We start from the raw sequence: 14,783 nt of genomic DNA on the forward strand, positions 1-14,783 counted from the left end.
TTCGGATAATATAATAGGTTTTGCGATGGAAAGTCGCGAATACTGGTAAAGAATGAATAAAAAGATCGAGCTACTAATAATAGATGCTCACAGAAGTTTTATAGATACGAAAAATAAAGGCACCCTCATTTGAGGATGCCTTTATTTCGATTCCCTATCTTGTAAAAGGAGGATTAAGCTCTCTCAACGAGACCGGATCTTAAGCAGGAAGTGCATACATACATCTTGCGGGAGCCGCCGTTAACCTTAACCTTTACAGATTTTACATTCGCGTTCCAGATTTTATTGGATCTTCTATGGGAATGGCTTACTCCATTACCAAAGTGAGCCGCCTTTTCGCAAATAGCACATTTAGCCATGATTCCACCTCCTTAATCATTCATACGGTTGGATGCAAAAATCCATAACATGGATATCATAGCAGAAGATTAAATATTTTGCAAGCAAAATTTTTAGAGATTTCACATTTTTTTGAAAAATAAGTGGAATCCCATGGACAGAGAAAACTTGATATGGTATATTAGGATTATTAAAGTTCAATTATAAAGGAACTTTTGCGCGAATGAGCCGGGCGGTTTCTGTTATGAAATGACTGGATCATTGGCGTTTGCGCCTTTTTATCAGGATACGGCGCTTATAATCAGTAGGAATGGAGGCTTAGCGTATGAAGGGATGTATTAACAATAAAATGGGACAGATCCAGATCGACACCGATGTTATCGCTCTTTATGCCGGCACGACAGCGGTAGAATGCTTTGGAATCGTGGGAATGGCTGCAGTAAGTATGAAAGACGGTCTGGTAAAGCTTTTAAAGAGAGAAAGCCTGACTCACGGAATCAATGTAACGATCAATGACAATGCAATTGAGATCGACTTCCACGTAATCGTATCCTATGGCGTCAGCATCTCGACCGTAGCGGATAACCTGATCGAGAGTGTGAAATACAAAGTAGAAGAGTTCACGGGAATGCCGGTTGAAAAGATCAATATCTTTGTTGAAGGCGTTCGAGTGATAGATTAAGGAGGAAGTAAAATCCATGGAATTAAAGTCCGTAGATGCCGCTCTCTTACAGAAAGCGGTTCTGGCCGCAGCGAAAGGCCTTGAGGCAAAAAAAGAATGGATTAACGAATTAAACGTATTCCCGGTTCCGGACGGTGATACGGGTACGAATATGACCATGACGATCATGGCCGCAGCAAGAGAGGTGGCTGCGATCGAGAATCCGACAATGGAGTCCATCGCGAAGGCTCTCTCATCCGGTTCCTTAAGAGGTGCCCGCGGTAACTCCGGCGTTATCTTATCCCAGTTATTCCGCGGTTTCACAAAAGAGATCAAGGAATCCAATGAAATTACAGTGACAAGCCTGGCGAATGCCTTTACCCGCGCAACTGAGACTGCCTACAAGGCTGTTATGAAGCCGAAGGAAGGTACGATCCTCACTGTGGCAAAGGGAATGGCTGAGAAGGCCGTTGATCTTGCGACACAGACAGATGACGTGATCGATTTTCTGACCCAGGTCATCGAGGAAGGCGACTATGTATTAAGCCAGACTCCGGAGATGCTCCCGGTATTAAAACAGGCTGGCGTTGTCGATTCCGGCGGACAGGGACTTATGCAGGTCATGAAGGGCGGTCTTGACGGTCTTTTAGGAAGAGGGATTCCGTTTGATACCGCTGCGCCGGCAGCCGGAAACACAGAGTCCACAAAGCCGAAGGTGGCTGCAGGAAGTGATGAGCTTTCTACTTCCGATATTAAGTACGGCTACTGCACCGAGTTTATCGTAAACGTGGAGAAAACCTACGATATGGACGAGGAGCAGAAATTCAAGGGATATTTAGAGTCCATCGGTGACTGCGTCGTTGTAGTTTCCGATGACGATATTATCAAAGTCCATGTCCACACGAACCATCCGGGTCTTGCATTTGAGAAAGGTCTGACTTACGGTTCCCTTTCCAGAATGAAGATCGACAATATGCGCGAGGAGCACCACGAGCGTCTGATCCAGAACGCTTCCAATGTTGCCCAGACTCCGGAAACTCCGGCAGAGGCAAAAAAAGAGGAAGCTCCGGCATCCAACGAGCCGAGAAAACCGTACGGCTTCATCGCTGTCTCCATCGGTAAAGGTCTCGGTGAGATCTTCAAGGGAATTGGCGCTGACTACCTGATCGAGGGCGGACAGACGATGAACCCGAGTACCGAGGATATGCTAAATGCCATCGAGAAGGTAAATGCGGACGTGATCTACATCCTTCCAAACAACAAGAATATCATTCTTGCCGCAGAACAGGCAAAGAGCCTCGTGGAAGATAAGAAGATCTTCGTTGTTCCGTCCAAAACCGTACCGCAGGGGATCGCAGCTCTCATCAACTTCCTTCCGGATCTTTCCCCGGAGGAGAACCTTGAGAATATGACATCCGAGATGGGCCGGATCCACACCGGACAGATCACTTATGCAGTCCGCAACACGAACATTGACGGAATGGAGATCCATGAGGGCGATATTATGGGAATCGGCGATTCCGGCATGCTTGCCGTAGGACAGAACGTCAATGAGACCGTTCTTGAGACCTTAAAGCGCATGGTGGAGGATGAATCCGAACTGATCAGTGTCTACTTTGGTGAAGATGTGACGGAGGAGGATGCCGAGGCTCTTGTAGAAAAAGTGCAGACAGCATTCCCGAACTGTGAAGTTGAATTAAATGACGGCGGTCAGCCGATCTATTACTACCTGCTTTCTGTAGAGTAAGCGGGAAATGCCAGCGGTGTTCGATACCCGGCAAATGAATAACGACAGAAAAGCTGCTCCCTTTGGTCAAAAGACCTGATGAGGCAGCTTTTTCAGTGAGATAAAAAGCGGGAAATTTCCGGCATTCTCTTAGAGTGCTGCGGACTGCACCGCAGGATAAGATAAAAAGGAGCGTGAAACAGGTGGCAAACGACCAGTCCATAGAGACTTTAAAAGGCATCGGGGAAAAAACCGCAAAACTCTTTGAAAAAGTCGGGATCCGCACCGTCGATGACCTGCTCCATTACTATCCAAAGGGATATGATACCTATGGGAAACCGCAGGCTATTGGGGAACTCTCCGAGGGCGAGACAGGGACAGTGGCAGGTTTTTTAAAGACAGGAGCCACCGGAGTCCATATAAACGGTCTCTCTATCGTTCAGGTGACCATAAGCGATATGACGGGGAAATTACGCCTTGTCTGGTATCACATGCCTTATTTAAAGAACACCCTGCGGGCGGACAGCCATTTTATTTTCCGTGGACGCGTGACCCGTAAAAAGAACGGACTCACGATGGAACAGCCCCAGATGTTTCAGCCGGAGGCATACGAAGGACTTTTATCCAGCCTGCGGCCCGTATATGCCCAGACGAAGGGACTTGGGAATAAGACGATCACCTCCGCGGTGGAACAGGCCCTTGCGATCCGCACTTTGGAACGGGATTATCTGCCGGCAAGTCTCAGGATCGCAAATGAGCTTGCGGAATATAATTTTGCGATCGAACATATCCATTTCCCGGCGGATAAGGAAGATCTGACATTTGCCAGAAAACGCCTCGTATATGATGAGTTTTTCTTTTTCCTTCTGGCGGTACGCCGTTTAAAGGATAAACGTCAGGATGTGCAGAGCCTGTTCTCTGTAAAAAAGCAGGACGAATGCAGAAGACTTCTGAATGAGCTGCCGTATAAGCTCACAGATGCCCAGATGAGGACGCTGGAGGAGGTGCTGAAGGACCTCAGAAGCGGTTCTGTCATGAACCGGCTGATCCAGGGGGATGTTGGCTCCGGTAAGACGATCATAGCGGTACTGGCGCTTCTGGCCGTCTGTGAGAATGGATATCAGGGAGCCCTTATGGTTCCGACGGAAGTCCTTGCGAGGCAGCATTTCGAATCTGTGACAGAACTTTTTGAAAAACATGGTGTTGATAAAAATGTGGTTCTCATCACCGGATCCATGACGGCAAAGGAAAAACGCATCGCCTATGGGAAAATTGCCTCCCATGAGGCAGACATGATCATAGGCACCCACGCCCTGATCCAGGAGAAGGTCGTTTATGACAACCTTGCGCTCGTCATCACGGACGAGCAGCACCGGTTCGGTGTTGCCCAGAGGGAGATGTTCGGAAATAAGGGACAGATGCCCCACGTGCTGGTCATGAGTGCTACCCCGATTCCAAGGACACTGGCGATCATCCTGTATGGGGATCTCGATATTTCCGTTATTGATGAGCTTCCGGCGAACCGCCTTCCCATAAAGAACTGTGTGGTGGATAAGAGCTATCGCCCCCGGGCATACCGATTTATTGAAAATGAGGTGAAAAATGGCCGACAGGCCTATGTGATCTGCCCGATGGTGGAGGAGAGCGAGATGATCGAGGCTGAGAATGTTCTGGATTATACAAAGATTCTCAGAGAGCACCTGCCGGGGATACGAGTGGAGTATCTTCATGGGAAAATGAAGGGAAAAGAGAAGAATCAGATCATGGAAAAATTTGCTGCGGGGGAGATTCAGGTTCTTGTCTCCACCACGGTCATAGAAGTCGGGGTGAATGTGCCGAATGCCACGGTGATGATGATAGAGAACGCCGAAAGGTTCGGTCTGGCGCAGCTCCATCAGCTTCGCGGTCGTGTCGGACGAGGAGACAGGCAGTCCTACTGCATTATGGTGAATGCCTCCGGCAATAAAGAGAAGAACCGGCGTCTTGATGTCTTAAATAAGTCTAACGATGGTTTCTATATTGCCTCCGAAGACCTGAAGCTCCGTGGTCCCGGTGATATCTTCGGGATACGCCAGAGCGGCGATCTGGAGTTCCGGCTGGCGGATATCTACACAGACGCGGTGACTCTTAAGAAAGTTTCCGAGGATGTGAACCGGCTTCTGGATCGGGATGAGGATCTGGAGGAGGAAGAGAATCAGGAATTGAAAAAACGTCTCGACCGCTTTATGGAAGAGAAGTATGAGAAACTGAATCTGTAACGAGAAAGAAAATAGTACGGGACAGACAGCGTAGAAACCGAAACGATGCTATAAATTTTTAATAAAGAGGAGATGGACAAACATGACGAGACTTGATGAACTCTTATATGAAATGATACGCTACGATGACAGGGATGTAAAACGGATCCAGCATTTTTTAAAGGTCCACGAATTTGCAAGGCTGATCGGTCTGGAGGAAAAGCTCGATCCTTATACTCAGGAAATCCTCGAGGCGGCAGCCATCGTTCATGATATCGGAATTCACAAGGCGGAAGAGAAGTATGGACGGAATACCGGAAAATATCAGGAGCTGGAGGGACCGGGCGAGGCGCGGACCATGCTTACCGCTCTTTCCTGGCCCGAGGAGGTCATTGACCGTGTCTGCTATCTGGTAGGTCATCACCATACCTATGACAATATTGACGGGATGGATTACCAGATCCTTGTGGAGGCAGATTTCCTCGTCAATCTCTTCGAGGATGGAGCGACGCCGGATACCCAGAAGAGCGTGTTTGCCAGAAATTTCCGGACAGAAGGCGGAAAGCGCCTGTTCGGGCTTATGTTTGAGAGCGGAGAGGAGTAAACAGGTGAAAACACTTGTCATTGCCGAGAAACCTTCGGTGGGACGCGACATCGCTCGTGTCTTAAAATGCAGCCGTTCCGGAAACGGATGTCTGGAAGGTGACAAATATATCGTCACCTGGGCATTAGGGCATCTGGTGACTCTGGCGGACCCGGAGGATTACGATAAGAAATATAAAGAATGGAAGATAGAAGACCTCCCGATGATGCCGGAAACCTTCAGCCTGGAGGTCATAAAGCAGACCGGGAAACAGTATCAGGCGGTAAAGAGCCAGATCCACAGGAAAGATGTGGGTGACATCGTGATCGCCACGGATGCCGGGCGGGAAGGCGAGCTTGTAGCGAGACTGATCTTAAAAAAGGCGGGGACGGATAAGCCCCTGAAACGTCTCTGGATCTCTTCCGTGACGGACAAAGCGATCCGGGAAGGCTTCGCGTCGCTGAAAAGCGGGAAAGAGTATGAACCGCTCTACGCTGCCGCCATGTGCCGGGCGGAGGCGGACTGGCTTGTGGGGATTAACGCCACGAGAGCGTTGACCTGTAAATATAACGCCCAGTTATCCTGCGGGCGCGTCCAGACACCGACACTGGCCATGATCGCAAAGAGGGAGGAACAGATCAGAAACTTTGTGCCGAAGCCATATTACGGAATCCGGGCGGAGGCAGGAGCTTTAAAGCTTATCTGGAGAGACAAAAAATCAAACAACACGTCCTCTTTTGATAAGGAGCGGATGCAGACGATCCTGGAGAAAATATCCGGAACGCCCCTTAAGATCGTCTCCGTGAAGAAGACACCGAAGCACACGGAGCCACCGCTTTTATATGATCTGACAGAGCTCCAACGGGAGGCGAACCGTCGGTTTGACTATCCGGCAAAGAAGACCCTTGATATCATGCAGAGACTTTACGAGAATCATAAAGTGTTAACATACCCGAGAACAGATTCCCGTTATCTGACTGCGGATATCGTGCCGACGATCCGGGAAAGACTGAAAGCCTGCGCGGTGGGGCCTTATCGGAAACTTTCAGGAACCCTGTTTAACAAGGAAATCAAGGCAAGACCGGGATTTGTAAATGATGCGAAGGTCTCTGACCATCATGCGATCATCCCGACGGAACAGTTCGTGGATCTCACCCATATGACGATCGACGAGAGACGGATCTATGATCTTGTGGTGCGGAGATTTCTTGCGGTGCTGTATCCGGCGTATGAATATGAACAGACATCGATCATCGCGGAGAGCGGCGGTGAGAGGTTTACTGCCCATGGAAATATCGTGAAGTCCGCAGGATGGAAAGCGGTGTATGAGGAGCAGGATGAACCGCTGGAAACAACGGATCTGGTGTCTGAGTCCGAGTGCAGCCAGAACCTTCCGGAGCTTTCTGAGGGTGATTCTTTCATAAATACACATTATATTCTGACGGAAGGAAAAACGAAGCCGCCAGCGAGATTTACGGAGAGTCTTCTCTTATCTGCCATGGAAAATCCGATATCATTTATGGAATCAGATGATAAGATGCTCGCAAAGACCCTTGGCGAGACGGGCGGTCTTGGAACCGTAGCCACAAGGGCAGATATCATTGAAAAACTGTTCTCCTCATTTCTTCTTGAAAAAAAGGGGAAGGAGATCTGGCTCACATCCAAGGCAAAGCAGCTTCTGGAACTGGTGCCGGAAGATCTGAAAAAGCCGGATATGACAGCTCAGTGGGAAATGCGCCTTTCAGCCATCGCGAAAGGAAGGGAGAGCCGGACTGTCTTTATGAAGGAAATCCGAAGCTACTCCGAAGATCTGATCTCCGAAATCAAACAGGGACAGGGAAGCTTCCGTCACGATAATATGACCGGAAAGCGATGCCCACAGTGTGGAAAATTCCTTCTGGCCGTAAAAGGAAAGAACAGCGAAATGCTCGTCTGCCAGGACAGAGAATGCGGATACAGGGAGACTGTCGCAAGGACATCCAATGCACGCTGCCCGGTCTGCCATAAACGGATGGAGCTGCGCGGAAAAGGGGACGGACAGATCTTCGTCTGCACCTGCGGTCACAAGGAAAAGCTCTCGGCATTTAAGAGCCGGAGAGAAAAAGAGGGCGCAGGTATCTCGAAGAAGGACGTTGCAAGATATCTAAACCGCCAGAAAAGAGAGGCTGAAGAACCAGTAAATAATGCGTTCGCAAAGGCGCTTGCGGGAATCAGACTGGACAACCAGTGAGCGCAGAGGGCTGCAGGTATGATCTGCAGGTGTTTGATGAGTGGAAAGGAGACAAGCGATGTCAATCAAATTAAAGCAGGTATTTTCAGGAGAACGTCTTATGGAGATCCATGCACTCTACGAGACCGCCTTCCCTGCCGGTGAGAAGAAGCCTTTCTCCATGATCATATCCGGACAGGAGACAGGCCTTGTGGAGATTCTGTCGGCAGAAGAGAATGATACATTTCTCGGACTTGCGATCATGGCAAAATCGGGAGACCGGGTTCTTCTCGACTACTTTGCCATCGCGTCTGAAAGAAGAGGTCAGGGAACCGGTTCCGCGGTGCTGCAGGCGCTAAAGGAGCGATATCAGGGGATGCGGATCATTATTGAGATCGAGAGCACAAAATGCGTCGATGAGGAAGAACTTGTGATCCGCACCCGAAGAAAAAGCTTTTATCTCCGGAACGGCTTTACAATGCTGCCGTACTACGTCGATCTTTGGGGAACTGAGATGGAGATGCTTTCCAACGGGCTTCCCTGTCCTTACGAAGAATATCTTGATATCTATACAACGGCATTCGGAACACAGGTATCAGACAGGATCCACTTTTTGGGGGAAGCACCGGCTGCAGCTGAGCTCTGACAGCACACGGAAGAGATTTTCAAAGAATTATGGATCCATTTCACAAAATGTACACAGGGGTATGCTATAGTGGACGAAAGCTGTCAGATGCATGCGGACATGCCTTTGACGGCTTGCACCAATCAAATCAATCATGAGAGGATTACCAGATATGAAAAAACATGTATTATTCGGAGCGCTGCTCCTGACTGCGGCACTTTCTGCAGGACTTACCGGATGTTCTTCTTCCGGCACAAAGGAATCCGGATCTCCGAAGGTAGAGATCTCCGAGATCCGCGATGATGTAGTGGAACCGGACTTTTCCGGAGCGGATATTGAGGTTTGCGCTTTAAAGGCTCCGATCGATTTTGATTATTCCAGCGCGGATGCCGATATGATCTTTAAGAAAAAAGACGGGGCATGGCTGGATGCCATGGAGCCGGAAATCCCCCTCAATCAGGAAAAATTCGAGGCAATGGCCCAGAATTTTCTGAATCTCCATGCGATCTCCGAGGTGGGAGATGCGGAAAATCTTTCTGACTACGGTTTTGATGAACCGGCGTATGAGGTAACGATCACGGACAGCGAAAAAGGAGAAGTTACTTTTGACATTGGAAATAAGGATTCCGACGGAAATTATTATCTCTCCGATGGAAAAAAATTATATCTGGTCAAAGCGTCCACGGTAGATGCCCTTGTCTTTGAATATGATACTCTGGTAGTCCGGGACGGCCTGACACTTCAGATCGCTCCGTCTGATCTTCAGAAGGTTTCTATCACCATGGACGGAAAGACGACAGAGATCACAAGTGCTGACAACGAAGCGCTGACAACGATCGCAAATGGAATCAACAACCTGAAGGCCTTTGATTATGCCAGCTACCATCTTGCAGAGCAGGATCTTGCCAATACAGACCTCACAACCGATACCCGCATTACGTTTCAGGCAGAGCTTACTGTAAACGGTGAGAAGAAATCTCTCACAATCTATGTCGGCACCTATGCGGATCCGAACCGGACATACCGCTATGTGCAGCTTGATGGATCAGATATGATCATGGTCGTTGATAATACAGCAGTTTTGGATCTTTTAAACGGCATGGTTCCGGAAAAGGATCTTGAATAAAGAATCTATACGGAAGGCAGGAAAAGGGAATTCATGATTCCTTTTTCTTGCCTTTTTTTCGTTTTTGAGCTATGATAATACACAAGTTTGGAATAAAGGAGAGAAAAAACATGAATCAATTACTGGATCTCTTCCTTACGTTTGCCCGCATCGGCGGTCTTACCTTTGGCGGTGGATACGCGATGCTTCCGATCCTCCAGAGAGAGGTCGTTGAGAAGAGACACTGGGCAACAGAAGAGGAACTTATGGACTATTACGCGATCGGCCAGTGTACCCCGGGCATTATCGCGGTAAATACGGCGACCTTTGTCGGACAGGGACTTGCCGGCTCCATTGGCGGTATCGTCGCGACTCTGGGCGTTGTATTCCCGTCCCTGATCATTATCACGGTCATCGCGGCATTTATCCAGAACTTTGCGCATCTCGCGATCGTACAGAACGCCTTTGCGGGTATCCGTGTCTGCGTCTGTATCCTGATCTTCAACGCGGTGGTCAAACTCTGGAAAAAGGCAGTTGTGGATAAGCCGACATTAGTGATCTGCCTGCTTGTGATCCTCGGCTCCGCACTTACGGAGTTTTCCCCGATCGTGTTCGTTATCCTTGCGGCTGCTGCAGGAATTATCTTAAAGAATAAGGAGGCTGCTTCCAAATGATGATCTTTGTCAGACTTTTCTTTGAGTTTTTTAAAGCTGGTCTCTTTGCAATCGGCGGCGGGATGGCGACACTCCCGTTCCTCTACAATATCTCCGATAAGACAGGCTGGTTCACCTACGGACAGCTTGCGGACATGGTGGCGATCTCCGAGTCCACACCAGGTCCGATGGGCGTCAACATGGCAACTTACGTTGGATTTACAACAGCCGGTCCTGCTGGTGCAGTAATTGCTACACTCGGTCTGATCACACCGTCCATTATCGTGATCCTGATCATTGCCGGATTCTTAAAGGCGTTCAAGACAAACAAGTATGTTCAGAACGCTTTCTACGGACTCCGCCCGGCATCAACAGGTCTGATCGCGGCAGCAGGACTTTCCGTTCTGTCCTTGGTTCTTCTTCACAAGGACGCTTTTGCGGCAAGCGGAAAGATCACAGACCTGATCAGCATCCGCAGTATCGTTCTTCTTGCAGTGCTTTATTATTTCACGGCAGTCTGCAAAAAGACGAAAGGACTCCATCCGGTTGCGTTTATTGCGGCATCTGCGGTGATCGGAGTTGTGCTTCGGTTCGGAGGAGTTTAAAATTTAAGAAAATATGTGCCTGTGGGAGCGTTCCCGCAGGCTTTTTTCTTCCGAAAAACTGTCTGAAAAAGCATGGTGGGACTGCGGGGATATTATATATTCATTTTGTAAAATGTATGCTCTTGACAAAAAGGTGGATCAATTATTGCCGTTATCTGCTAAAAATGGATTGATGAATATTGTGTACGATTCTGGAACATTTATTCGTAATCAAAATATAAAGGGGTGTGATTATGATTAAACGGGGTAAGAGGTATTCGATTTTGAGTGCGGTCGGACTGTGCGTTCGATGCAGCGCTGGTGTCTCGGTAGCAGTGATGTTATTGTATTTGTTCCAAGGGCTTACGCCAGCTCTGCTCACACTGGCGACAGGGGCCTTCATTGATGCGGCGATAGGGCTTTTGCGGTCCGGGGAGTATGCCGACGTTGGGAGAGCGCTGACTGCGGTGTCTCTACTAGTGAGCTTCGATTGGATTTCCAACCAACTTCTCGATCTTCTGGTGGGGCGACTACGGATCGATGTGCGAGAGAGGTTCGGAACGGAGATGGTGGAGAAGGTCGCTGATCTTCGATATCGATATGTGGAGAATCCGGAGAGTTGGGATCTGATCACGAAGATTTCCACTGATACGGATGAGAGTATCTTGAATGCGTTTCAGGCGTTGCTGGCGTTTTTGGCGCTGGTATGGAAAGCGCTGGGTTTATTTCTGGTGATGTTTCGATATGTGCCAGCAGCGGCTCTGGCTGTGACGGCCTGTGCGGTGCCTTTGGTAATGCTGTCTTTGGCCGGAGGGCGAGCCAGTTATGCCGGAATCAGCGAGACCCAGGGGCTAAAGCGGCGGTATGAGTATATTTCCAGGCTTTTGACCGGAAGGGATGCGGCGGAAGAGAGGACTTTGTTTGGCTGGGCCGGATATTTCAATGGTGAGTGGGAGAGTGCCTATAAGAAATGGCTCGGAGTAAACGCGAGGGTGAATCTGAAATCTTTTGCGAAGGCGAAACTTGGCAGCATCTCCTTGGTGTTGATCGCGATCGTGGTGATGACTGCGTTGCTTCCTGGCGTCGTGGCAGGAGAGATTACGATTGGTATATTTATGGCTTTGGTTTCGAATATATTCTCACTGGTCCAACTCATGTCCTGGAGTCTGCTCCACAGCGTCAGCGAGATCGCGAAATATAACGAGTTTTTTCATGATGTTGAAACCTTTACCAAAATGGATTTTAGGGAGGCGGAGAGCGTGAGCTGTGAATTGCCGGAGTTCTCTTCGCTGGAGTTTCGCGATGTTACTTTTGCCTATCCGGGGACTAAGCGAAAGGTGCTTGACCATCTCTCGTTTCAGATTTCAGCCGGGAAAAGCTATTCATTTGTCGGCGCAAACGGGTGTGGGAAGACTACGATTACGAAGCTGATCGCTGGGCTATATGATGATTATGAGGGACAAATTCTGATTAACGGAACGGATATTCGGGAGTGGGGCCCCGGACGGATCGCAGGTTTTTTCTCTATTGTCTATCAGGATTTTGCCAGATATGGACTTTCGCTCTATGAGAATATTGCCATCGGGGATGTGGAAAAACTGTGCGGAGACGAAATCAATCTGGTTCGTTTTCAAGATGTTGTCGATATGATGGAGTTAGGCGAGATCGTGTCTGACTTAAAGCATGGGATGGAGACGAAACTGGGGAAGATCGTGAGGGACTCGGAAGACCTGTCCGGCGGGCAGTGGCAACGGGTGGCAATCGCCCGGTGTCTTGTGAGCGACCGCCCTGTGAAGATTTTAGATGAACCGACGGCGGCGTTGGATCCTGCTGCAGAGAGTGCGCTGTACGAAAAATTCCGTATCATTAACCAGAAATATACCTCTGTTACGATCAGTCATCGGCTGGCAAGCGCGAGACAGACAGACGTTATCTTTGTGATCGAGAACGGGAGAGTTTCCGGTTCAGGAAGCCATGAGACGCTGTACAGAGAAAACAGGTTGTACAGGGAGATGTACGACAGTCAAAGGAGCTGGTATCAGGGATGAAGAGACAAAAAGAATGTTTTATCGGGGTCTCCGCAGTAGTTCACTTATTTCTAAAGATCGCCGGAGCCATGCCTGTTGTGTTTCTGCTGTTTCTTGTCGTGAATGTTCTACACGGTACGGCGTGGGCGTTAGAAACACTGGCAAGACAGGTGTTTTTTGACGGATTACAGAGCGCTGTGGAGAGAAACTCACTCCAGGCCGCTTATTCTGGAGCTCTGTGGGTAGGAGCGGCCGCGGTCTATGTGCAGGTACTGAATGGAGCTGGCAATTTTATTGGGCAGCATATTTTCAATCCTAGGGCAGTGAACACGCTGACAAGAGAGTTTCACACACAGACGGCGCAGTTGCCGCTGTATGAGTTCGAGAAGGAGACGACTCTGGAAACGATTGAGAAAGCCCGGCAAGGAATCAACGGGACCGTGCAGCTTCTCAGAGCCGTGATTTCGATTGCCATGTTCAATCTGCCGTATGTGGCGTTCATGGGGGTGTATTTGTACCGCCTGGATCCGATCCTGGTTCTTTCGTTGCTGTTTATCTTTAGTCCTATGGTGTGTGCCCAGGTGATAAAAAGAAAGGCGTATCGGCGGCTGACCGATGAGACGGCAGCTCTCGAGAGGGAGTACCGGCATTATTCGGACTGCATGATTGATAAGAGGTATTGGAAGGAGACTCGGACGCTGGGAGCTGTCGGCTTTTTCATGGAACGATTTCGGGCGGTGCTTGCAAAGTATGATAAGAAGCTATGGGAGACAGATTCCAGGTTGTATCGAACAGAGCTTTTGATGCGTGTTTTGACTCTTCTGGGATATCTCGGAGTGCTCTTTCTTCTGGTGCGGTCGTTGCTTTCCGGGAACATCTCGGCTGGGGCGTTTGCGGCGGTGTTCACTTCCATTGATTCCATTTTCCGGTTCATGGAGAACATCGTGGCGAGAAGCGCCGGAAATATTTCACGACACATGGCGTCGGTAGGGAATTATCTTGAGTTTTGCCGGCAGAATGGGTTTGCGGCCGACGATGGCCAGGTCAGAGGAGCTTCTGACGGCTGCTGTATTGCAGAGGAAAGTGAAAGCGGCAGGGAAAGCTGTGCCGTCATTGTGGAAGACGTTTCTTTTGCCTATCCCAATGCCGACCGACCGTCTCTCGATAGAATATCGGTTCGGATTCGGAAGGGGGAGACGGTTGCGGTCGTTGGTGAAAACGGAGCTGGAAAAACTACCTTCGTAAAGCTTGTTCTGGGACTGTATGAGCCTTCCTCTGGGTGGATTTTGCGGGAACGGGACAGTTTTGTCTCTCAGTCTGCAGTCTTCCAGAATTTCCAGAAATACCGGATGCGACTGGATGACAATATTTGTTTGAAGGAGCTAGAATGTCGGGATGCGGAGGAGATGGAACGGGCTGCGTCTCTTGCTGGAGTGGAGTACGGGAACTCCGATCTGTATCCGGAGAAATTCGGGACGCTTCTCGGCCGGGAGTTTGGTGGTGCCGAACTTTCGGGTGGCCAGTGGCAACGGATCGCCATTGCCAGGGGACTCTATAAGGAGCATGACATGATTGTGCTGGACGAGCCGACGGCCAGTATCGACCCGCTGGAGGAAACCCGTTTGTACCGCATGTTTGCAAGGATGGCGGAGGGGAAGACGGCGTTTATCGTAACCCACCGAATTGGCTCGGCCCAACTTGCCGATCGGATTCTTGTGTTTGACAAGGGAAAGATCGTCGAGCAGGGAACGCATGAAGAACTGATAAAGTCTGGTGGGAAGTATGCGTTTTTGTATCGTGAACAGGGAAAGTGGTATTAGATGAGGGCTGCGGATCGTTCTTTGCCAAAGTGGGACAACTGACTGGACATGTCAGTTGAAAACTTTATTTCATATGTAAAGATGATGGTTTTGAAAGTACGATTCAGATAGATCTGTCTTATAAGGTTCTGATAAAAATGCATTTTGCGCTACTCAGAGGACGCCGGCGTATTTGCCGATGACCATATTGCGTTGCCAGCAGACGGGCAGAAAG

12 protein-coding genes are annotated in these 14,783 nt (G+C 49.3%); 11 read left to right on the forward strand and 1 reads right to left on the reverse strand.

The annotated features are described in order from the left end of the window. Positions 1–173: 173 nt before the first annotated feature. Positions 174–359 (reverse strand): 50S ribosomal protein L28, encoded by a 186-nt coding sequence (rpmB, locus tag DXA87_RS08410; protein ID WP_015554580.1) that lies wholly within the window; start codon positions 357–359, stop codon positions 174–176. Positions 360–664: 305 nt separating this feature from the next. Between rpmB and DXA87_RS08415 the strand changes: the two genes are divergently transcribed. The 11 genes from DXA87_RS08415 (at position 665) to DXA87_RS08470 (ending at position 14,569) form a co-directional block, all read left to right on the forward strand. Then, entirely contained in the window at positions 665–1,021 is a 357-nt protein-coding gene (locus DXA87_RS08415; RefSeq protein ID WP_015554579.1) for an Asp23/Gls24 family envelope stress response protein, read from the forward strand. A gap of 16 nt (positions 1,022–1,037) precedes the next feature. Next, positions 1,038–2,747 carry a DAK2 domain-containing protein gene (locus DXA87_RS08420; protein WP_117503879.1) on the forward strand — a complete coding sequence of 570 codons (1,710 nt, stop codon included), beginning with the start codon at positions 1,038–1,040 and terminating at the stop codon, positions 2,745–2,747. A gap of 161 nt (positions 2,748–2,908) precedes the next feature. After that, positions 2,909–4,984, forward strand: a complete 2,076-nt coding sequence (gene recG / locus DXA87_RS08425) for an ATP-dependent DNA helicase RecG (RefSeq protein ID WP_282433264.1) — start codon at positions 2,909–2,911, stop codon at positions 4,982–4,984. Between the two features lie 82 nt (positions 4,985–5,066). Then, positions 5,067–5,567: an HD domain-containing protein gene (locus DXA87_RS08430; RefSeq protein WP_117503881.1), complete on the forward strand. Its 501-nt coding sequence runs from the start codon at positions 5,067–5,069 to the stop codon at positions 5,565–5,567. 4 nt (positions 5,568–5,571) lie between these two features. After that, on the forward strand, positions 5,572–7,776 hold the full coding sequence (locus DXA87_RS08435; RefSeq protein ID WP_117503883.1) for a DNA topoisomerase III: 2,205 nt from the start codon (positions 5,572–5,574) through the stop codon (positions 7,774–7,776). Between the two features lie 58 nt (positions 7,777–7,834). After that, positions 7,835–8,401, forward strand: coding sequence for a GNAT family N-acetyltransferase (locus DXA87_RS08440; RefSeq protein ID WP_117503885.1), 567 nt, complete (start codon positions 7,835–7,837; stop codon positions 8,399–8,401). A gap of 151 nt (positions 8,402–8,552) precedes the next feature. Then, entirely contained in the window at positions 8,553–9,506 is a 954-nt protein-coding gene (locus DXA87_RS08445) for a DUF4340 domain-containing protein (protein WP_158553054.1), read from the forward strand. 110 nt (positions 9,507–9,616) lie between these two features. After that, entirely contained in the window at positions 9,617–10,159 is a 543-nt protein-coding gene (locus tag DXA87_RS08450) for a chromate transporter (protein WP_117503889.1), read from the forward strand. Then, the gene (locus DXA87_RS08455; protein ID WP_117470314.1) at positions 10,159–10,743 is read left to right on the forward strand and encodes a chromate transporter; all 585 of its coding nucleotides are present in this window, start codon (positions 10,159–10,161) and stop codon (positions 10,741–10,743) included. The genes DXA87_RS08450 and DXA87_RS08455 overlap by 1 nt, the downstream gene beginning before the upstream one ends. A gap of 233 nt (positions 10,744–10,976) precedes the next feature. Then, entirely contained in the window at positions 10,977–12,770 is a 1,794-nt protein-coding gene (locus tag DXA87_RS08465) for an ABC transporter ATP-binding protein (RefSeq protein ID WP_117503893.1), read from the forward strand. Next, positions 12,767–14,569 carry an ABC transporter ATP-binding protein gene (locus tag DXA87_RS08470; RefSeq protein WP_117503895.1) on the forward strand — a complete coding sequence of 601 codons (1,803 nt, stop codon included), beginning with the start codon at positions 12,767–12,769 and terminating at the stop codon, positions 14,567–14,569. Before DXA87_RS08465 ends, DXA87_RS08470 begins: the two co-directional genes overlap by 4 nt. Positions 14,570–14,783: the final 214 nt, after the last annotated feature.

Source organism: Desulfotomaculum sp. OF05-3, assembly GCF_003435535.1.
GTDB lineage: Bacteria > Bacillota > Clostridia > Lachnospirales > Lachnospiraceae > Pilosibacter > Pilosibacter fragilis.